Source organism: Amycolatopsis sp. NPDC114505, from assembly GCF_055633615.1.
The window spans coordinates 617,436-637,748 of the sequence record NZ_JBVKDV010000004.1 but is presented as its reverse complement, the minus strand read 5'-3'; the positions used below and the strand labels follow the sequence as shown (position 1 = coordinate 637,748).

Here is a 20,313-nt window from a genome sequence, read left to right as displayed (position 1 = left end):
CCGGACGGGCTCGCGGCCGTGAACGACCTGGCGCATTCCCTGACGCAGCCCGGCACCAGCCTCGAATCGGTGGTGCGCGGGCTCACCGGACGGCAAGGCTGGTGGAACGCCTGCCAGGACGCAGTTCTGCGCGATCGGGAATGGCTGCTCGACGGCCGCGCCGAGGAAGTGCGCGACTGGATCAACGACCACAGTCCGGCACCGGAGCGGGAGCCCATCCCCGAAGCGAACACCGCGTTCCTGGTCGCCCGGTCGCTGTCGCTGGACTCCGAAGCCGACCGGGACGAGGTTGCCGCTTTGGCCGGCCTCGCGCTCCGGTGGCAGCGCTCGGGATTGCTGCTCACCCGGACGGCACCGGGTTCGGGGCTGGTCTCCCCTCGGGGCTTGGCGGACTGCGCCGAAGGCACTCGACGCCGGATCGACCGGGTGCTGGCGGCGTTGCGGATCCCGGTCGGTGACGCGCAAGCCGGCGACGCCGCACGCACCATGATCGCGCTGACGGCCACCTTGCTGTCCGGGCTAACGCCGCTCAAGTGGCCCGTGGTCGGCGTTTCGGTCGTGTTCGGGGACTCCGGCGAGGAGCCCGGGTCGCACCAAGGCGCTTCGGGGGTGATCGAGCTCCGCGAATACCCGGCCGGTCCCGAAGGGTTGTTCCCCGACCCGCGGACGATGGGCGGCACGCAGGCCGGGCCCGCGTTCGCCGAGTCGTTGACCCACGCCTGGGAAAGGACACCCTGGCCAGGCCAGGGCCGCTGCGTGCTGTGGCGCCTCGTGCTGTCCGACAACGCCGGTTCCTCCCCCGCCATCGACGGCGGCTCTCTTGGCGCCGCGTTCGCCATCGGGCTGCGCGAGTTGTTCCGGCAGCGCCACACCGCCCAGCGGCTGGGGATCGGCTGGCTGCGGAAGACGTTCCACGGGCTGCGCCCCCGTACCGCCGTCACCGGCGTCATGACCGGTACCGAACAGCTCGGTCAGGTGACGGCGATGGGCGACAAGCTCCGCACCACCCTGCGCCGAGGCTGGCGCCTCGTGGCACCCGAAGCCAACCGCTACAACGGCAACGAAGCCGATCCGGAGACGGTCAGGTTCGCCGAAACCCTTTCCCAGGCCGACCGGTTCGCGCGCCAGTGGCGCCTCGGACGGCTCGTCACCGCCATCACGGTCGTGGTGGCCTGCGCGGCGACCGGGGTCTTCATCTACCTGCATGACGCGGCCAAGGGCGACCGCATCGCACTGGCGAGCAAGCTCGCGGACGTGTCCGGCAGCCTGCTCGGCACCAGCACCGACCTCGCCCAGCTATTCGCGGTGCAGGCCTACCGCCAGAACCCCGGACCGGAGACGCGCGCGGCCCTGTTCCGCGCCGTGACGAGCAGCCCCCACCTGGAGCGCACCTTTGGTGCCGACGGAGACGTCACGGCCACGTCGGCTTCGCTGAACGGGCGAGCGGTCATCACCGGCACCCAGCGTGGCGTCGTGCAGCGCTGGCTTCCGCACGAGACAACCAGCCGGCAGAGCCCCCAGCCGATTCTCCGCCTGCCCGACGCGATCAAGAAGGTGGCGACCAGTGGGGACGGCAGCGTCGTAGCGGCAATCAGCGACACCGGCGCAGCGGTCACGTGGCCGGGGGCTCCCGCGACCCCCATGCCGATCACGCCAGGACAACGCCCGCACGCGGCCGGCATCTCGCCGTCGGGCCGGTATGTCGCTATGTCGGGCTGGAACGCCAGCCTTGGCAAATCGACGCTCTACCTGTTCGACCGCACTTCCGGACGCACCGAGCGACAGGAGCTCGAGTCGTTCGACTTCCCGCCGGACTCGATCGTGTTCACCGACGACGACGAGGTCGTGCTCTTCGCCGGGGGCTCCGGGACCTGGGAACGGCGAACACTCCCGGCCTTCGACCGGCTGGCGGGATCGACGCTCAGGTTCGGAATGTACAACTACGGCTCGGCGATGTCGGCCGACGGCCAGTACTTCAGCTACACCAACGGCGCCGCTTCGCTGCCCGTCTGGGCTACCGAAGGAACACCGTCGATCGACCAGCCCCCGAAGACCGCGCAGGTCCGAGAAGGCCTGCCCGTAGCGCTCGCCCTCAACGACGAGGGCGACCAAGTCGCCTATGCCACCAGCAGCACCGTCTACATCTCCCAGCCCGTCGACCGAACCGCAACGCCACCGGCTCCGCTGGCTCTCGGCGGTCTCACGTCGATCACACCCGCAACCCTCACTTTCCTCGGCATAGACAGCAACCGGCTCGTCGCGGCCTCAGCCGACACCTTGGCCGTCTGGAACCTCGACCGGATATCGCGCATCGCCGACGAAACCAGCGCGAAAATCCCGTTTTCCTGCAACGCCTGCCCCGGGCCGAGCATCGGCGGGCAACCGAACGGCCCCGGTGTCGCCGTGGTCGACGGCGAGTTCGCCACACTCGCTGTTCAGCGTTTCGGCGAACCGCGCACCAGCGACCTTTGGCGCAGCGCCCCCAAGACCAGCATTCCGACCTTCGCGCCGCCCGTGTGGACCGCCGACGGAAGCCGGATCATCCTGATCGACACGATCTACAACAGCGCTCAAATCTTGGATCCCTCGCCCGGACTCGCGGTCGTCGGCACCTGGCCCGCCGTCCTGAACTCGCTGGCCCTGCCAGATCAGGTTTCCCGTGTCCAACTCACCCCTGATGGTCGGTCCGTCCTCGAAGTCCACGGATCGGGCGCAATCGAGATGCGCGCGGCCGAGACCGGCGAGGTCATCCGACATTTCGATGGCCCCAGGGAGATGGCACCCACCGCGGACAGCACACCGAGCCTGCCGCAAAGCTGGGTGGCGGCCGATCCGCAGGCATCCCATGTGGCCGTCGTGGACCTCGGCGAGATTTCCTCCGGAGCCGCTTCGAGCACCGTCATCCACGTCACCGACCTCGCCGACGGCACCACGCACACCATCGAAGGCCTGGACGTCGTCGGGATCGCCTACACGACCGACCGGCTCCTGGTTCAGCGCAAATCCGGCACTCTCGAGACCTGGACTCCGGACGGCACCACACGCAAGGGGACGATCCAAGGCGCGGCGGCGATGACCGTCGGCCCGGTCAGCGATGGGACGAAACTCGTCGCCGAAGTCAACGAAGCCGCCGGTATGGGCACCGTGCAGCTGCTCGACTACCCGTCCGGGTACCTCCTCGGCTCGGTGACCCCGCCGCAGGGAAGCAAGCAAGCTTCGATCGGGTTAGCGTTTTCACCGGACGGAAGCCGGCTGATCACGGCCACCGAGGACAACTGGAACGACCAAGCGTCGATGGATACCGGCTACCTCGTCAGCTGGCAGATGGATCCCGGCTCCTGGGTTCGGATCGCCTGCGACACGGCAGGGCACGAGCTCACCGAAGCGCAGTGGACCCAATACATCGGCACCCCGCCACCCGACGATCTCACGTGCACGGACCAGCTGTGAAAACCACCGCGACCCTCGCGATGTTCGTAACCGCGGCGCTGCTCACGAGCTGCGCCGACCCGGACGCCGAGCCGGCGCCGCCGGAGCGGAAAGCGACGCACGACCGCACCATCGAGCTTCCGCCCCAGGCGCATCCCAGCGCGATGGCCTACGCCGACGACGGCTCGCTGCGGATCACCGAAAAGTCGATCAGCGGCATCGCCCGCGTCGACGCCGGAGGTCACGTGGACTAGTTCCGCATCCCCGGCCAGTCGAACGATCCCGGCGAGATCCTCCGCGGACCGGACGGCAAGATGTGGTTCGTCGGGTTCGAAATCATCGGTGAAGTCGACGCTGGCGGGCGGATGACCGGCTGGCAGACCGGCCAGGGCTCGTCTCTCGGCCTGCCCGTCTCGTTCATCCTCGGCCCCGACGGAGCGGTCTGGTACACCGACAGCGCGGCGCCGAGCATCAAGCGCGTGGCCGCCGGACGGCAACCGGAGGTCGTCGCCACGCTTCGGCACGGCATCGACTACCAGTTCCCCGCGACGAGCATCACCACTGGACCCGACGGAGGCCTGTGGTTCTCCGTGGTGAACACCGCCCGTGGACCCGACATCATCGAACGCGTCGACGCCGCCGGCCGAATCTCGACGTGGAACCTGCCCGAAGACGCCACGCCGTGGGGAATCGCCGCGGGCCCGGACGGAGCGCACTGGTTCAGCGAACGCACCGGCATCGGCCGCATCACCGTGTCCGGCGAAATCTCGCACTACCCGGTGCCCGGTGACCAGCGTCCGCAAGAGATAGTCGCCGGCCACGACGGCAACCTGTGGTTCACCACCCCAACCCGGCTGGGCAAGATCACCACCTCGGGCCGGATAACGATGACCGACGTGCCGGAGGCGAAATCCTTGTGGGCAATCCTCCCGTCGTCGGAAGGCGGCTTCTGGCTCGCCGACACCGGCGCGGACGTCGTTCGTCACTTCACCCCCGCCTGACCCGCTCGGCACTCCCCAGCCAAAGGACACCGATGACCACTCCCGATCAGACCACTGCCGGCACAACCCGCCCCCAGGATCCCACTGCCGCCCGGCGGGCTCGAATTCTGTCCGGCGCGGCTACGTTGTTCGCCGAGTTCGGCTACGCGGCCACCACCGTCGCCACCATCGCCCACCGCGCGGCGGTCAGCAGGCCTGTCCTCTACCAGTTCTTCGGCGACAAGGCGGAAATCTACGCCGCGGCGCTCGAAACCGCCGGAGAGCAGGTCGTATCCCGGATGAACGACGCCGTGCACGGCGTGACCGGCCCCGAGGCGCGCTTTCGCGCCGCGGTCGCGGTCTTTCTCAAGGCGACCAACGAACCCACGAAAGCAATCCTTCTCCTGCCGGACCCGGGAACCCACCGTGAGATCACCGATTTTCTGGCCCGGAACGACCAAGCGATTTCGGATGTCTTGGTGAGCGCGGCGGCCAAGCGCTTCCGAAGCACGAATCCGTCGGGGACGGCCTTGGCGCCCCTGTTGCGGTGGGCGTCGGCATCGTGGCGCAGCGGCGCGCCCGCCATCTCCGCCGCGCAACTCGAACAGTTCGTCGGCGACACGGCTTGGCAGCTCGTTCATCGGGACAGCACTGGCTCGTCGGCGGAAGCTGCCGCCGCCATGGAACTGCGCTACCAGCTCTCCCGGACCACCGGGCCCATCCTGGTCCAGCCGTTGGAGCTGCTGCCGGCGCCGACCGCCCGGATCCTGCCGGTGACGATCCACCTCGCCGACGGCTCCGCCGCCGTTGCGGTCCACGAGGCCGTGGTGGGCGTTCTCGACGCCTTCGACATCGAAGTGATCGAGGACAGGCTACCGATCACCGGCTCCAGGTTCAAGGTGATGCTCGGACGGACGAAGAAGACGCTGAGCTCGGCCGAAATGACCGATCTCATGGCACGGCTGGAACGAGCGACCGAGCTGGCGGTGCTTCACAAGCCCCAGGCCGAAGTCGACGCGAAACAGGCCGACGCGGTGGCCAAACTCATCACCGCGCTCGGCACCGAGCAGAACGCCTGTATCCAGATCGGCTCGGTGTTCCTGCTCAAGATCGACGGAGCCGTCGTCTCGCGGACCCTCACGCAACGCGAACTGATCTTCCTGGAACGCAACTCGCGGCTGCTGAATTCGCCGAAGGACATCATGGCTGCGCTCGATCGGTACGCCGAGAACACCCAGATGGCCGCGCAGGCCACGATCACCGAGAACGGCAACGCGATCTCGGTTTCCGGACTCCACCTCGACGGCTGGGCCGAGGTGACGATCGCCGCCGGGGAATCGCCTCCGGCCCGCTACCGGGTGTTCTTCAGGCCGTCCGCGACCGCGCCGCCGGTCCCGCCGGACGTGGTGACCGTGCACGCCGACGCCACCGGAAAGGCGATCATCCGGCAGCCGGGCCTCGCGATCACGATCACCCGACCGACCGCCTCCGAGGACAAGCTCGAACTCACGATCGCACCAGGCGAAGGAGCGGCCACCACTTACGACTTCGACTTCGCCTGACCCGGGCCTGGGCTGCGGGTCAAAGCTTGTGCGCTGCTAACGAGGACGGGGACTGGTCGCGCCGTCGCCGCGCACCTGCTCGTCGAGGTAGCGCCGCATGAGCTGACGCCCGTCGAGCCCGAACAGGGTCAGCCGCCGCGTGTGGTGCAGCAACAGCCGGGAGGCGTGCGCGAACGCTTCCGCGGTCAGCCGGGTGGCGACCTCGGCGCCGAAGAGCTCCTCGGCCGCGGCGGGGCCGAGCCTGGGCTTCGCTGACCTGCGTGTCGACGTAGGGGTCGACCAGCGCCCACCAGCCGCCGCCGGGCTGGTTCTCGCAGTGCCAGCACATCTGTGCGCCGCTGGTCATGTCCAGAGTCGTCTCGTGGTTTATCCGGAGCCTGCAACCGCCGAACCCAACCTCGACCACGACACCGCTCGCCGCCGGAACCCCGCGCGAGGAGATCATCATCCAGGGCAGGACTCGATCACACCACAGCCGACAGTTCCTCGGCGTGTCGCGGTCGCTGGGTCCGCGTCGGCATCGCGAGTGCCAAGTCGACGACCGCGCACACCAGTACAGCGGCCAGCCGCGACCGTTTCGGCGCCGGGCGACGAGTTGGCAGTTGCAGGCCCAGGTGTGGATCGTCTTCGCGCTGAGCGAGTCGCGGAAGTGCAGCAGTTGGGGGACGGCGTCCGAGATCTCGGCCGTGGTCAGCTCCCGGCCCACTGCGCGGTGCAGGATCGCCTTCAACCGCTCGGTGGAGTCGTACGTCACGCCGCACGCCGCACAGCGGGCAAGCGTGCGCGGCAGCCTGGCTGTCGAACTAGGGGCGATTTAAGGGCGAAATTGCAGGTCGAACGAGGTCGACTGACGTCGACCGAGGGCATGAGCGATTGCAAATAGCCCAGCTAGATCGACCTGCCTCGACTCGAAACGACTCGAACCAATAATCCGGAGGCGAGGTGTTCTCTGTGGGGCTGCGGACGCAGGAGACGGTCCTGCCACCCGACGGATGATTAGCCACTGAACCGACCGGGGACGGGAGGGGACTGGTCCCGGGGGAGTTGCGGCGGTCTGGTTACGTGCCTGGCATGCGCTAACGCCTTGTGACGTACCCGGGGTTGTCGCGGAGGGTCGACGGTCTCATCGAGGTCAGTGGGTCGCTTGCGCGATCACCACAGTGCTTGTCGGTGTGAGATTGCCAGGTCGCACCGTGCCGGCATGACAAGGTGATGGGCTGGCCACCCGCGCCAGTCGTTCGCCCGACCCGCCGGGCAGGTCGGATGAGACCAGTCAAGATCGGCGTTGGACCCCAGCAGCGACCCGAAATGCAGTTAGACATCATCGCCGGGGCGGACGGCTACCGCCATAATTTCCAGGACATGCGCCCAGCTGCCGCATAACGCAGCGCGCATAACCGGATCCGCTGCTGTCCCGTCGTCTAGCCTCGACCTCGTGCTGCCCGAGGAAAGTTTGACCGAGGCCGAGCGGAGACTCGTCAAAGCGTTGCCGACCGGTGAGCTCGTCGACCTGCGCGAATGTCCTCCGCCGGAGCGGGCGATCCGGGCCGAGCTTCTCGTCGAGGTGCTCACGGGCCGACGCTCGCCCGACGGGGCTGAGGTGCGCGGAGCGCGGCTTGCGGGTGCCGCGGTGAGCGGTGAGCTCGATCTCGAAGCGGCGACCCTCAGTTGTCCGATGCTGTTGTGGGAGTGCTCGTTCGACAGCCCGATCAACCTGCGGGAAGCACGGGCGATGACCGTGCGGATGCCGGGGTGTTCGCTGGCCGGGATCCAGGCCGATCTCCTGGAGGTCCGGGGCAGCCTCGACCTGCGCCGGGTCGTCACCGTGGACGCGGAGATCAGCCTGGTCGCCGCGCACGTCAGCGGGCAGCTGCACCTGGACGGGGCCGCGCTAGCGAGCCCCGGCGGGTACGCCCTCGCCGCGGACGGGCTCACCATCGATCAGAGCGTGTTCTGCCGACAGGGGTTCACCGCGACCGGCGAGGTCTGCTTCGTCGGAAGCCGGGTGGGCGGCTCGATCGAGCTCGACGGCGCCCACCTGGTCAACCTGGATGGGCCCGCGCTCAACGCCACCGGGCTCACGACCGCCGGCGACCTGTCCGCGCGCGACCTAGTCACGGAGGGCACGGTCAGGTTGGCCGGAGCCCACATCGCGGGGACGCTGAGCCTCAGCGGGGCACAGCTGACCGCACCCGGCGAGGCCGTGCTGCTGGCCGACGGTATCCGGGTCGACCAGGACTTGTTCCTACGGCGCGGTTTCACGGCCAAAGGCGAGGTGCGGCTGATCGGCGGTCACGTGACCGGCACCGTCGACCTCGGCTCCGCTCGCCTGGTCAACCGGGGAGGGACGGCGCTCAACGCCGTGAGCCTCGCCGTCGAGCAGGAAGTCTTCTGTGGGAGGGGATTCCGGGCGGAGGGCGAGGTGGTCTTCAGTCGGGCCCGAATGAGCACCCTCTCGTTCGACGCTGGGCACTTGTCCGCCTCGGGTGGTTGCGCGTTGCTCGCCCGCGGGCTCACGGTCGAGCAGGATCTGCTCGGGGAGAACGGGTTCAGTGTCGAAGGTGAGCTGAGGCTGAGCGGCGCCCGGATTGGCGGGCGGCTGGATTTCACCGGGGCGAAGCTGGAGAACCCGTCTGGTGTGGCGCTCGATCTGCAGGGCGTGCACGCACTGGAGCTGTCGCTCTGCCTGGCAAGCGCGCCGCAAGGCCTGGTCGACTTGACCGCCGCCCAGGTGGGCGCCTTTCACGACGACCCGGTCTCGTGGCCGAGTTCGTTGCGGTTGCGCGATTTCCTCTACGAAAGACTAGCCAATGACGAGGTGCGGCTTCGGGATCGACTCGACTGGTTGAAGCGCCACCAGGGCTACACGCCGGGGGTGTACGACCGGCTCGCCGTGGCCTACCGGCGCGCGGGGCACGTCGAACTCGCTCGACGCGTCGGTATGGCAAAACAGTGGCGCCGACGTCGGCAACTGGGGCTGCTGGGGAAGGCGTGGAGCCTGCTGCTGGGGGCCACGGTCGGGCACGGCTACCGGCCGTGGCTGGCCGGGGTGTGGCTGATGGGGTTGCTCGCGCTCGGCGGTCTAGTCTTCGGTGCCGCCTACCCTGGTGAGCTGACGCCGGCTGCGCCGGCGGTGCCGGAATTCAACGCGTTCGCCTACACGATTGACGTGCTCGTTCCGGTGGTCGACCTCGGGCAGCGGAAAGCGTGGCTGACCCACGGCCCGGCGCAGCTGTGGGCCTGGGCGCTGACCGGCGCCGGCTGGATCCTCACCACCGCCGTGGTCGCCGGCCTCACCAACGCCCTAAAGCGAGAGTAGGCCGACCTGGCCCGAGTGCCCGCGCATGGTTCCGTCAGCAAGTCTATAGCGATAATATTCGCGTACAGCTCCGACTGCGGCGAGTGTCGGGGACTGAAGCTCAGCTGCTCCTGTCGCCGGGATCTCCGAGCTGCGGTTCGCGGGGTCGAGCAGGTGCGCTTCGTGATGAACGGTGGCGAATTCGCGAGAAGTCCGGAATCGGCGAAGTGATCGACGATGCGGCTCATCGACTCGGCGGAGCGAGAACCCGTCCGCCAGAGCTGGTGGACGGCGCCTGCTTCACTTCGGTCTTGGACCCGGTGTCTGGCCCTGCGATGAGTGTGAAGGCGAGCGTGATCACTGCCGTGAGTGGAGCCAGCGAGGCCGTGATGCGCGAAGACATGTTGCCGACGCCGTAGATGGCCAGGCTTTCCTTCCAGGTCGAGTAGCGCTGGCTGTCGAGATTTCGCAGGACGTGCAGGTCCATTCGCCAGCCGATGAACGTCATCACCATCGTGAAGGTCGCGAGCTCGATCAGGTTGTCGAACGACGATTCACCGCCGAGGACCTGTGGAGCGGCGAAGGCCAGCAAGGGAGCGACGCCGACCCCGGCGACCAACGGCAGCACCTTGATCGGGCCCCGCTTGCCGGGCAGGTACTGCCAGAACGTGCCGGCGGCGACCGCCGCGAAGATCCATTTCAGGAATTCCCACGAGATATCCTGCACCCAAAGCAGCAGGACAGACGAGTTGATGGTTTCGCTGAAATCGCTGCGGATGAATTCCCGGAGGAAGCAAAGAGCTAGGCTCGCCGCGATTGCCGGCCATAACACCGACCGGACCATGACCTTGACATTGCCGTGCGGGGTCTTCCCCGCGCCCAAGGCGAAGGCGATATCGACTGGGGTCACTCGCCGGGGCAACAACTGCGTCGGCGACTTTCCGTCGCTGCGCGTAAGCCATGCTTTCGCGTGTGTCTCGACCTGCGCGGCGCCGTGCCGCGCGACCCAGTGCCGGATCGGCTCGCCCGCCATGAGCTTCAGATCGAGCACCGGTGACTTGGTTTTGCACAGCAGACGGAACGTGGCAACGACCGCGATCCAAACCGGCAGCGAAAACCCCGCGTAGGAGGGGTACCACGCGGCGGGGCCGAGTGCGACGAACAAGGAGGCAACCGTCAGCAGGGATTTCCTCGGCGGTGCTGGGTTTTTCCGCAGGTATCTGAGTGCGACGGTATAGGCGGCGATCGTGGGGACCAGCAGGTAGAGCCACTGGCTGTCGAACACCATGTTCCACAGGGAGTAGCGGAAGGCGAACTGCAGCGCGCCGGTGGCCGGCGCGGGATCTGCCAGCCACTGCGACAAGTCGAAGTTGTGCTCACCGACCCAGTACCCCTCGAATAGCAAGCTCGCACTGAACAGCGACGCGGCAATCCACAGCAGGTGAGCCGTCGTTGCTTTCCGAGACGGCCGCAACAGCACGCGCACCGCGTTCAGGACCGCGGCGACGACCAGCAGTGCAACCAGATACACCAAGCTCGTCTCGAGAGTGCTTAACACGACGGCGTGCACGGGGTCGATGTGCTCGAAGGTGAGGTCGCCGGAGAGGAGGGGAGCGGCGACGAGAATTCCGGCGAAGGCGACGGCCGACCGGAGCACGATCGTGCCACGAAGCCAGAATCGCCAGGCGAACAGCAACGCGAAGGCGCAGGCCGCGATGTCGACCGCCCAGGCCGCGTCCGACCAGTCGGGTACCCGCTGCCCGAGCGCGTCCAGGGTGATCCACGTGATGTCGATGCCCAGGACCGCGATCTGGAGCAGAAAGACCGGAAGAGACACGCGGCGTGCGTTGTTCGCGGTCTCGGTGATGTGCTCACCCGGCTCGAGCCGTTGCCTGCGGGCCCAGCCGATGAACAGCAGGACCAATATCGAATACGACGTCGCCTGCGGCCAGTCGAGCAGAGTCCAGCCGACGATGCGTCCTGCGGAAGTGCCCTGCCAGATGCTGAGGCCGGAGCCAGCCGGCGGGGCGAGCGAGACCGTCGTCAGCAGGGTCTCTGCCATCGGGACAGTCGTCCCGAAGTACCACGAGAGTTCGCCGGGTTCCGCGGTGGCGGGTTCGGGCCACGGAGTCGCACCATCCAACCAGCTGGCCGGCGCCTTGACGGTGACGTTCCAGGTGGTCGCCTGAGTAAGTCCCCAGCGCGCGTTGACCGTAAGCCACCAGTCGCCGTTGTCCTGTGCTTCGAGGTCCACCAGGTCCAACGTGGCTTTGCCGGGTTTCGTGAGGTCGAACCAGACTGTATCCGTCACAGTGACGTCGCCGCTGGTCATCTCCACCGAAGGAGGTTGATTCCGGGACACTGCCGATCCGGTGCTGCCGTCGCCGAACAGACACCGCATCGCCGATCGGTACGCGGTTTCATCGCGGTGACCGAGCAGATCGTTCGAGGCGTACCAGGAGTGCGGCAGGTGCACCGTCGTCGTGGCCGTCAGCCGAGGCGTGGTCAATCGGTCGGCGCTGATCTCGGCGTCGATGTCGACGGTAGCGGCGGGGTAGTCCGCGGCATCGCAGGTGGCGACGGTGCCGCTGGGCTTGTCCGATTCTCCGGCGATGAGTAGTTGCACGCCCAATACGGCCAATACGCCGACAGCTATCACAATCGCCGCGGTGACGATCCGCTGCGCCTGGGCCTTCACCCGTCCAGTACCCATGGCCCTCTAGTCGTCGACGGTTGAGGTCCCGTTATAAGTGGCGACGGATCGTGACCTTCGAGCATCCACCTCCGCGCCGTCGGGCTCGCAACGTACTCAGATGGTCAGACGATCTACTTCGTGGGCGACCGCCGGTCTGCGTTGCGCGACACCGGTGGTGTCGTCGGCGACCGCAGGGCGGACACGCCCGCGGCCTGGCTGTCGGACTAGAGGCGATTTAAGGGCGATATTGCAGGTTGAATGAGGTCGACTGACGCCAACTGAGATCATGAGCGATTGCAAACATCCCAGCTAGATCGACTGACGTCGACTTGAAACGGCTCGAACCAACAATCCGGAGGGAGCTTGGTACGAGTCCAGGCGAGGCGCAAAGCCAAGGCCGGCGGCCTGGGCTTCTCTGTGTTCGGGCTCTGCGTGACGGGCCGTCTGCACATCCGGCGTGAGCGACGGTGTAGGTCGCGTGGATTGGAGGCGGAATTTTTTCAGTAGTTTTTGTGAGGGTATGCGACGTGGTAGCCTCTGGAGGCAAGGAGGTGTCCCGTGGTCGAATCCATCGCGAACCCAGTGATGCTGACGCTCGCCCGGGACTCACGTGAGCTGACCCAGTCCGACGTCGCCAGGGAGTTAAGCGCCCGGCGCGCCGACGGCCCGAAGATCACGCAGGGTTATGTTTCCAAAGCCGAGGCGGGAGCCACCTCGGTTAGTGGCCGGCGGTTGGAACTGTTTTCCGCCGTCTTGGGCTATCCCATCGAGTTGCTCACGATGTCTGGCAGCGCCTTCGGGCTCGGGACCACGTGCGTGCACCACCGCAAACGCCAATCGCTGTCGGCTGCTGCCGGCCGGCGCGTGCACGCCTACCTCAACCTCGCGCGGATCCAGACCCGTCATCTTCTCCAAGGCACCGGCGTTCAGCCGGTGAACGCGTTCTTCCGCTGCCCTGTGTCCGTCATCGACACGGCGCGCGACGCCGCAGCTGAGGTGCGCAAGCGGTGGCAGGTACCACCCGGCCCGGTGGAGTCGATGGTTGACCTGCTCGAGCAGGCCGGCGGCATCGTGGTCCAGCGTCGGACGCCGTCGGCCGCGTGGGACGCCGTCAGCCAGTGGCCGGACGCCGAGGCGCCGGTCTTCCTGCTAAACGCTGCTACACCGCCGGACCGGCAGCGGTTCACCTTGGCGCACGAGCTCGGGCACATCGTCTGTCATCCGATGCCCGGCCCGGACCAGGAGAAGGAGGCCGACGAGTTCGCCGCCGAATTCCTGATGCCGGCCGCGCAGATCGTCGCGGACCTCAAGAGCGACCTGGACATCGCCGAGCTCGGCGCGCTGAAACAACGGTGGAAGGTGTCCATGGCGGCGCTTGTCCGGCGCGCTCACGACCTGGGCGTGATCACGGACTGGCGCTACCGCACTCTCAACGTCGAGCTCTCCAGCCTCGGCTACCGGACGGACGAACCGGGTGTACTTCCGCCGGAGCATCCGCGGCTGCCACTTCGGGCGGCGCAGGAATGGATCACCCGACAGCAGGATGGTCTCGACGACCTGGCTGCTCGCACTCTGTTGACGACTGCCGAATTCACCGAGGTATTCGGCCTCACCGGGCAGCCCGGCGCAGAGCTCACCTCCACTCTCGAAGGGGGCACGCGTGGCTGACGACGACCGTGCCGAATCGCGCGAAAGCGGCGCTCTCAACGCCGCGATCAAGGATGCCGAACGGCTCCGGCCACCCGGCCGCGTCGGCGTGCTTTTCGATCGCCTCCTAACTGCCGCGAGCACCCGCGAGTTGCATCGAGTCCTGGGGGCCGTCGATCCCACGTGGGGTGGGGTATGGGTCGGTGGCGACAACGCTGCATTGAAGATTGCCGGGTACCGCGACCTGGGCTTCGACGACCTTGTACTCGTCCCGGATCCGGAGGTCTACTGCAAGCGTTGCGCCACCCCGGAGGCTCCATTCGCCTTAGCGGACACGCTTGACAGCAGCTTGGGAGCGGTCCTGGACGACCAGCTGGCCCGCGGTGCTTCGGTTGCCACCACCCCGTCGCTGTTCGTCGCTGCCGGCGATGCGGCCAGCCTAAAAGCGCAGGTACGCCAAGTATCCGAGCTACAGCGCGACGACACGGTGTTCGTCGTCGCCGCAGCGGTCGCGTGGATCAACGACACATTCATCGACCAGTTCAGCGCGCTGCTGCGGGCCGCCAGGATTCCGATCGGGTTGCGGCTGGGAGGTCAGTTCGACCCGCTGGCCAAGTTCAAGGGAGCACCCGAGAACCTGCGCCGCCTCGAGCGTGAGGTTCCGTACCTCATGCGACTGGGCGCCGACCTCTCGGCGATCGACGGGCTCTGTCACGACGCCTTCGCCGGCGCGATTGGCCTGACCTCAACTCGCCGGCATCTCGTGCCGCCGGGGGAGAAGGCCCAGTCGGCGCCCGGTGACGGCCCATATCCGCCGAGCGTGCTGGTCGACGAGTTGTTGAGTTTCGTCAGGACGACGTCGCTCGCCGAGAAGTTCGCCAACTCGGCGCCGCCGTCGTGTTCCTGCTTGATCTGCCACGGACAGAAGCTCACTCGCCTGCTCGACCCGGCCGAGGACAAGCTCGAAGCCCGTTCGCACAACATCGCGGTGTGGAGCCGCCTCATGCACACCCTGTTGCGGGAGCTCCCCCGACGCGCCGATCGGGCCAATTGGTGGAAGAAGCGCTGCCAGGTCGCGGTGGACCATCACGAGCTGTTCAACGACCAGCTGCGCAACCCCAAGGCATTCAAGCCACAGCCGGCTTTGATCCGCTGGGCGAAGCTGCCTGCCTAGCGGACCGGCGTCGCCGACAGATGAAGGCCGTACACGCGCTCGGCGAACGCCCATCGAGCCGCTGAATGCTGCTGTACGACGAAGGCGTCCGGCTCCAGCGCCCAGTTCGTGTCGTTCCCCGCGAGAGCCACGCCCACACCGCCGTAGGAAGCCTCGAGCACCTGCTCGTCGGTGGGACTCGCAGTGCACAGCAGGACGCGCTCGGCAAACTGGCTGAACTCGAGAACCCGGTGCAACGCCGTCGTCCACGATCGCCGGACCGTGACCGTCACCCGCCTAACCCGCACTGGAGGCCGGGCAAGCCGACACAACCTCTCCGTGCTCTGCGCCACTGCGGCCTGCGGTAACCGGGCGACGATGCGCTCGATCCGTCCGGAGACCGATTCCCGGGGAATGTCCGCGTCCTCCGGCAGCTCCAACATGGCGTCGAGAGCCGCGAAGTCGTGGAGGCAGCCGAGACCCGCCAGCTGCCTGCGCTCGTGTTCGCCCTGCTCCAGGAAGTAGTGCGCGACGGCCGCGAGGCCTTGACCAGGCAGGCGTCGAACGTGGACTTCCTCGTCGAGGCCGAGCTGGCGGGTAGAGCTGACCGTGACGTCCACGCTCCGCTCCTTCGTGTTGCTGTTCCCTCGAATGGTCTACCGCACCGTCATGCGTCGTACTAGGTCGTGCTTTGCCCGGCCAACACTATCAACTATCTTGAAAGTTGATACTAGATGCCCGGAGGGCTCGTGGAAACCGACGAGGTGGGACGGCTCCTCTTCGGGAGGCCCTGCCGGCTCAAGCTCGCGCTGTGGATCCTCGACCGCCCGCAGCGCACGTTCTACCAGTCTGAGCCTCCGAGCGAAGTGATTCCTCAGAGCGCCGTTGGCGCCGAGCTGCGTCGGCTCGCGTCGCTCGGCATGCTCACGGTGTCGGGGGCCAAGGAGCGACGCCGAATCTACTACCAACGCACTGACAGCGGCCTGTGGGCCATCATCGAAGCGGCCAGAGAGTCCCTCGAAAGGTAAAATCTGCGCCGCAGCTAATCTCGGCCGTTAGGGTCTTGCCAAGACTTGCTCAACGCTTGCGGCCCAGCGCCTCATCCGCCTACCGACACCCGATGGCAGCGCCAGCAGTGATCGAACTCACTGCCGTCATCACGACGACGATCACCCACGGCGTTCCCGCCCGCAGCCTGCTCGACACCGGCGGCTTCAGACCCCTGCTACTCCCGCTTCTGCGATGAGTCGGATTTTGCGCTAGATGCCTGAGCGATCGCGCGGTTTCGTTGCTCGACGTTTCCGGGCCTGCTCAGGTGGCCTATCCGAGCAGGCCTGTGTCACTGGACATTGCGTCTGTTGCTCCGGTCGTGAGAGCTCCAAAATTCGGGGTCACAGCTCGCCGAGTTCGGCGTTCAGATCGTGCTCCTGCTTATCGTAGCCGCCGAGTCGCGGGAAGATACGCTCGCGGACCACGGCAAAGCCATCCGCACCGGCAGACTTCGCGTAGGTGGCGGCCCAGGTGGCGGCGCGGGCTTTCCTCTGGTCTGGGCCGAGTGCACGCAGCAGGTTCTCGACGGCGCCCGCTCCTGCGGCGAACGCGATGCCGGTGTCCGCGTTTTGCTTGCGCCAGGTCAGTTGACGCTCTTTGAAGTCGGCGAGTGAGCCGGTGCCAAGTGCCTCAAGGGCCGCCCTGCTGGCCGCGCCGTCGCGGCGGGCGAGCACCTGCGCGTAGAACAGCCCGGCCCTCGCCGCTTCCTCGGCTGCGTAGATGGTGCCGCCGATGATCACCGCGGCGACGACCAGTACTCCGGCGACTGCGGCGGTAGCGGAGGCGCCTACAGCAACGACCTCGACGGCCGGCGCAGCCAGTGGGGCGAGACGCGCGGCCAGTGCAGGGGAGGGACCGATTTCGAGCTTCAGCTTGCCGGTGAACTCGAGCGTCGCGGTGAGGTTGTCGTACTTCACGTCCGGAAGTTTCGCCTTGCGCAGCGTGAACGTGACGTATACGAACTTTGGGTCGGATTGAACTCCCACCTCGGGTTCGAGCAGCCATTTCTCGGCTTGTACGCCGAGCTTGACCTTCGCAGGCTTGCCTCCGGAGGGCGGGTCGATGCCGAGTTTGGCTTTGAAGTCGCTTTTGAGCTTCTCCTCGAGCTTGATGCTCCACTTGCCATCCTTGAGCGCCGCACTCGCACCTACGGCGCCATTGCCTGAGAACGCTTTGCCCTTCAGCGTGCCCTCGATCTTGACGCCGACAACAACTGTTGCGGTGGCCAGGGTGCCGAGGTCGGCTGAGAACGTCCCCTCGAACGCGGCGGAGGCGCCCGTGCCTGTGGGTGCTTCGCCGGGTGCGACCGGGGAGGGCTGCTGACCACCGAGAGTCAGTGGAGGCGGCACCGGAGCCGGCGGACTCGGCACGAACTGTGTCAGCTCGACCCGGCGGTTGCGGGCGTAGGACTGGCCGGTCGGCGCTGGGTCCGCGGGCTCGGCTGATCCGGCCGAGCTGACATCGACGGTGCGAAAACCCAGTGCTCGCAGGAATTTACCGACGCCTTCGGCTCGCTGCAGCGATAGCTGGGCGTTCGCCGTCTCCTCACCGCTGGCGCTGGCGTGTCCTCGCACCGAGAACTCGATGGAGGACAGCCCAGGCGCAAGCATGCCGACGGTGGCGAAGCGCCGGATCGCTGCCTCGTGCGAGGCGGTCAGCTCTGCCCGAGCGACCGGATAGTTCCACAGCACCAAGCGGTCACCGCCACTGTCGACCTGCGGCTCGGGATGCGCACGGGCCCAACCCCGCTCGTCGCCGGCCATGGTCAGGGGGTACCGGTGGGCGGGCCACCCACGGTGACGTCGATGCGTGGAGCTGGTGGCAGGTCCCGGTCCAGCAGCGGTGGGTGCGCGGCCAGGCGCGCCTTGAGGCGATCGGCCTCCAGCGCGAGCAGTCGGTTGTCCAGCACAAGCCGGCGGTTCTCCTCGGCGCGGCGGTCGCGAACCTCCTCCTCACAGGCGCAGCATTGCCCGACCACCGCCTCGGCGTAGAGCGCGGCCGTCGGCAGGATGTGTCGCCGCTCATCGCGAACTGTTGCCTCGATCAGGTCGGCGACGCTGTCGGTGAAGAACGCTAGCAGCCGCGGCTCCCGTTCGAGCCGAACCGGGACGGCCAGCTGGTCGCCGACGATGCCGACTGGAGTCGGGTCGATCAGCCCGCCGAGCGCCAGCGCAATGACCGCGTCGTCTGCGCCGCCGGAGCGCTCGTTCCACACTGCGAATCGGTAGTGGTCGATGTTCCGTTCGTCGTTGAGGTGATCCAGCAGCGCCTGGAGCCGCTCTTCGGCGTCAGCGGTCTCACGCAGGCCATACGACTCGAGGATGCGCAGTTGCCGCTCTTCCTGGGCGATGCGAGCGAGTTCTGCCTGCTTCTCATCGCGCTGCCGCTCCTCGGCCTGCGCCTTGGCCCACGCGTCGTAGGCGATGGTGAAGGCGCCGATGGCGCCAAGCAGCCCACGGTCGTCGTATGTGTCCAGGTTGCCAGTGTTGCCTTTGATGACTGCGGTCACTGCGAACGAGCTGATCAGCTCGTGCGTGATCGTGCTGAAAACGATGGCCTGGATCTGCCAATACACGGTAGTGCCGACTGAATCGTCGTGGGCCAGTCCGGCAACGGCGTCGGCAGATAGCATTGCGAGGACCTGATGGATCGCTTCCACCTGGCTGGCACCTGGCGGCGTGGTACCGGGCGGGATGCCGACTGCGGCCAAGTCGGTGAGTAGACGCGGTGCATGCGCGGCGAGGGCCTTGGCGAACAAGTACCGCTTGATGTCCGCCACGGATGTCACATCGGCGATGATCGCGCCAGGAATCGAGAGTGGAAAAATGATCGGCGTGCCGCGGATCAGGGTGACCGCATCAGCGACCGCGCGGGCCGCGGCGGCGACGGCGTTCCACTCGACTGAGCCGGTGTTGGAAGTCTCGCCGTCGCCGCAGGAGCAGCCCTCGCACAGAATGGTGCAGGCTCGGTCGCGGGCGTCGAGCAAGCGAGCGGCCGCGAACCCGGGCTCCAGCGAGCGGTCGAGTAGCGCTAGGCGTAGGGCAGTCTCATGCACTCGGATCGCGCTGCGGTCGAATCCGCGCAGCCGGGTCAGCTGCGAGCTGGGGATGAGCACGGTCAGGCGCACGTCCTCGGCACGTACGTATGTGGCGACACGGTAGTTCGCGAGCACCTCGAAGAACGGCACCGTCAGGGTGTGGCAGAGGTTCGGGTTGCGCAGCTTACGGGTGACCCGCTCTTCTCGGCCCGACTCGCGGGACTCGGTGACCTTCAGCGTGCGGCTGATTCGGACGCGGTTCGTAGAGCGGGCCGTGGCCTCGACGATCGAGTTGCGGGTCTGCTTCTCGGCGGTGTTGACGCCCGTCCTGGCAGTCATCCCGGCGGTGATGTCGGCATTGACCACGCCAACGGTAAACCCGACCTTCCCGCCGCTGGTCATCTCGAAGCCGGACTGCTGCGAGATGTCCCGCGACACGTCTACGGCGTCGCGGCGGCTACCGGAACTTTCAGTGTTCTGCTCAGAGTCGAACGAGTCGGTGGATTCGAAACCGGTTCGCAACCGGTCCCAGGTGAATACCTCGACCGTCTGCTCCTCGCTCGGGCCCAGCGTGAAGGAGTTGACGACCCTGCCTCGGGTGTATCCATCGAGCTTCCACTGTTGCGTGAATGGCATGTAGATGGCCAGTGGTAAGGAACGGACGTCTACGGGGTCGGCGGCTGCGACGGCGGCCGTGATCGCGTCTTGGTCCGGCACACCCCGTGACACTCGCTCCCAATCGGCGGGGTCGTCGGACAGCGGCACGTGGCCGATGCGCTGGACTTGCCCCGCGGCTTCGTCCGGACCGGCCAGGTTGATCACGATCGGGCCCTGTAGATCCCCGTAGATCAGATTGAGCCGGAAGAATCTCTCGTACTCGATCTCCTCGATGACATCATCGGGCGGGAGATCGATCCGGCAGGCGTCGAGCAATCGGCCCGGTCGCGGTTTATGATTCTCGGTTTCGTCATGCGGATCCGGTGTGATCATATTGTCTGCCACTGCTTCGTCCCCTCGTAGGGAAATTTGACGTTGTCCACGTTCGGTGATCGATTCCAGGTGGCAGCCCGAAGAGCACCGGTTCGGGCAGGTGACGATTTACCTCGTCACCTGGAAGTATCTCCGCCGATAGTCGTCTTGACTAAGGTTTCTGTTACAGGCGACTGGCTGTTCCTGTGACTGTTCATGCCTTCGGGCCATCCTTATGCTAGAGCACGATAGCCCGCGTGACCAGCAAGAATCGCTGCATACTGCGACTCGCTGGTTGTCGGCAGAGAAGATCTTAATGGCTGGGAAGTGGTCGAATTTGACATTGAGAAAGTCATCCTTTTGGCGCAATGTTGAAGCCGATCGACCGCGCCGACACGTTCTCCGTGATCGGCGCGAAAATGGCCGACTGTCACCCGATCCTGTTCCTGCGGCTGATGGACCAGGTTCAAGGCGGGTGCGAAACTCATCGTCG

At 66.8% G+C, this 20,313-nt stretch carries 13 protein-coding genes; 9 read left to right on the top strand and 4 right to left on the bottom strand.

Annotation, left to right across the window (positions count from 1 at the left end; genetic code table 11):
• Nucleotides 1–18: 18 nt before the first annotated feature.
• The 6 genes from ACZ7OU_RS40745 to ACZ7OU_RS40720 all read left to right on the top strand — a co-directional run bounded on the left by ACZ7OU_RS40745 (nucleotide 19) and on the right by ACZ7OU_RS40720 (nucleotide 9,290).
• Nucleotides 19–3,450: a WD40 repeat domain-containing protein gene (locus ACZ7OU_RS40745; protein ID WP_470259378.1), complete on the top strand. Its 3,432-nt coding sequence runs from the start codon at nucleotides 19–21 to the stop codon at nucleotides 3,448–3,450.
• Entirely contained in the window at nucleotides 3,447–3,683 is a 237-nt protein-coding gene (locus ACZ7OU_RS40740; protein WP_470259377.1) for a hypothetical protein, read from the top strand. The genes ACZ7OU_RS40745 and ACZ7OU_RS40740 overlap by 4 nt, the downstream gene beginning before the upstream one ends.
• 6 nt (nucleotides 3,684–3,689) lie before the next feature.
• Nucleotides 3,690–4,430 carry a Vgb family protein gene (locus ACZ7OU_RS40735; protein ID WP_470259682.1) on the top strand — a complete coding sequence of 247 codons (741 nt, stop codon included), beginning with the start codon at nucleotides 3,690–3,692 and terminating at the stop codon, nucleotides 4,428–4,430.
• 32 nt (nucleotides 4,431–4,462) lie between these two features.
• Complete coding sequence (locus tag ACZ7OU_RS40730; RefSeq protein WP_470259376.1) at nucleotides 4,463–5,971, top strand: TetR/AcrR family transcriptional regulator; 1,509 nt, start codon at nucleotides 4,463–4,465, stop codon at nucleotides 5,969–5,971.
• 344 nt (nucleotides 5,972–6,315) lie between these two features.
• Nucleotides 6,316–6,789, top strand: coding sequence for a hypothetical protein (locus ACZ7OU_RS40725; protein ID WP_470259375.1), 474 nt, complete (start codon nucleotides 6,316–6,318; stop codon nucleotides 6,787–6,789).
• A gap of 617 nt (nucleotides 6,790–7,406) precedes the next feature.
• Complete coding sequence (locus tag ACZ7OU_RS40720) at nucleotides 7,407–9,290, top strand: hypothetical protein (RefSeq protein ID WP_470259374.1); 1,884 nt, start codon at nucleotides 7,407–7,409, stop codon at nucleotides 9,288–9,290.
• A gap of 223 nt (nucleotides 9,291–9,513) precedes the next feature.
• Here ACZ7OU_RS40720 and ACZ7OU_RS40715 read toward each other — a convergent pair whose 3' ends face one another.
• Complete coding sequence (locus tag ACZ7OU_RS40715; protein ID WP_470259373.1) at nucleotides 9,514–11,967, bottom strand: DUF6185 family protein; 2,454 nt, start codon at nucleotides 11,965–11,967, stop codon at nucleotides 9,514–9,516.
• A gap of 555 nt (nucleotides 11,968–12,522) precedes the next feature.
• Here ACZ7OU_RS40715 and ACZ7OU_RS40710 point away from each other — a divergent pair.
• Entirely contained in the window at nucleotides 12,523–13,632 is a 1,110-nt protein-coding gene (locus tag ACZ7OU_RS40710; protein WP_470259372.1) for an ImmA/IrrE family metallo-endopeptidase, read from the top strand.
• Complete coding sequence (locus ACZ7OU_RS40705) at nucleotides 13,625–14,785, top strand: hypothetical protein (protein ID WP_470259371.1); 1,161 nt, start codon at nucleotides 13,625–13,627, stop codon at nucleotides 14,783–14,785. The genes ACZ7OU_RS40710 and ACZ7OU_RS40705 overlap by 8 nt, the downstream gene beginning before the upstream one ends.
• Here ACZ7OU_RS40705 and ACZ7OU_RS40700 read toward each other — a convergent pair.
• On the bottom strand, nucleotides 14,782–15,384 hold the full coding sequence (locus tag ACZ7OU_RS40700) for a hypothetical protein (protein ID WP_470259370.1): 603 nt from the start codon (nucleotides 15,382–15,384) through the stop codon (nucleotides 14,782–14,784). The genes ACZ7OU_RS40705 and ACZ7OU_RS40700 overlap by 4 nt on opposite strands.
• A gap of 129 nt (nucleotides 15,385–15,513) precedes the next feature.
• On the opposite strand from ACZ7OU_RS40700, the gene ACZ7OU_RS40695 reads away from it, so the two are divergent.
• Nucleotides 15,514–15,792 carry a hypothetical protein gene (locus ACZ7OU_RS40695; protein ID WP_470259369.1) on the top strand — a complete coding sequence of 93 codons (279 nt, stop codon included), beginning with the start codon at nucleotides 15,514–15,516 and terminating at the stop codon, nucleotides 15,790–15,792.
• A 363-nt stretch (nucleotides 15,793–16,155) separates the two neighbouring features.
• On the opposite strand, the gene ACZ7OU_RS40690 is transcribed toward ACZ7OU_RS40695, so the two are convergent.
• Entirely contained in the window at nucleotides 16,156–17,577 is a 1,422-nt protein-coding gene (locus ACZ7OU_RS40690) for an OmpA family protein (protein ID WP_470259368.1), read from the bottom strand.
• 2 nt (nucleotides 17,578–17,579) lie between these two features.
• On the bottom strand, nucleotides 17,580–19,841 hold the full coding sequence (locus tag ACZ7OU_RS40685) for a hypothetical protein (RefSeq protein ID WP_470259367.1): 2,262 nt from the start codon (nucleotides 19,839–19,841) through the stop codon (nucleotides 17,580–17,582).
• Between the last annotated feature and the right edge of the window lie 472 nt (nucleotides 19,842–20,313).

Excerpts from the sequence above, each read along its gene's own strand:
- ACZ7OU_RS40730 (WP_470259376.1), top strand. The coding sequence starts at position 4,463 with ATGACCACTCCCGATCAGACCACTGCCGGCACAACCCGCCCCCAGGAT.
- ACZ7OU_RS40725 (WP_470259375.1), top strand. The coding sequence starts at position 6,316 with ATGTCCAGAGTCGTCTCGTGGTTTATCCGGAGCCTGCAACCGCCGAAC.
- ACZ7OU_RS40690 (WP_470259368.1), bottom strand. The coding sequence starts at position 17,577 with ATGGCCGGCGACGAGCGGGGTTGGGCCCGTGCGCATCCCGAGCCGCAG.
- ACZ7OU_RS40685 (WP_470259367.1), bottom strand. The coding sequence starts at position 19,841 with ATGATCACACCGGATCCGCATGACGAAACCGAGAATCATAAACCGCGA.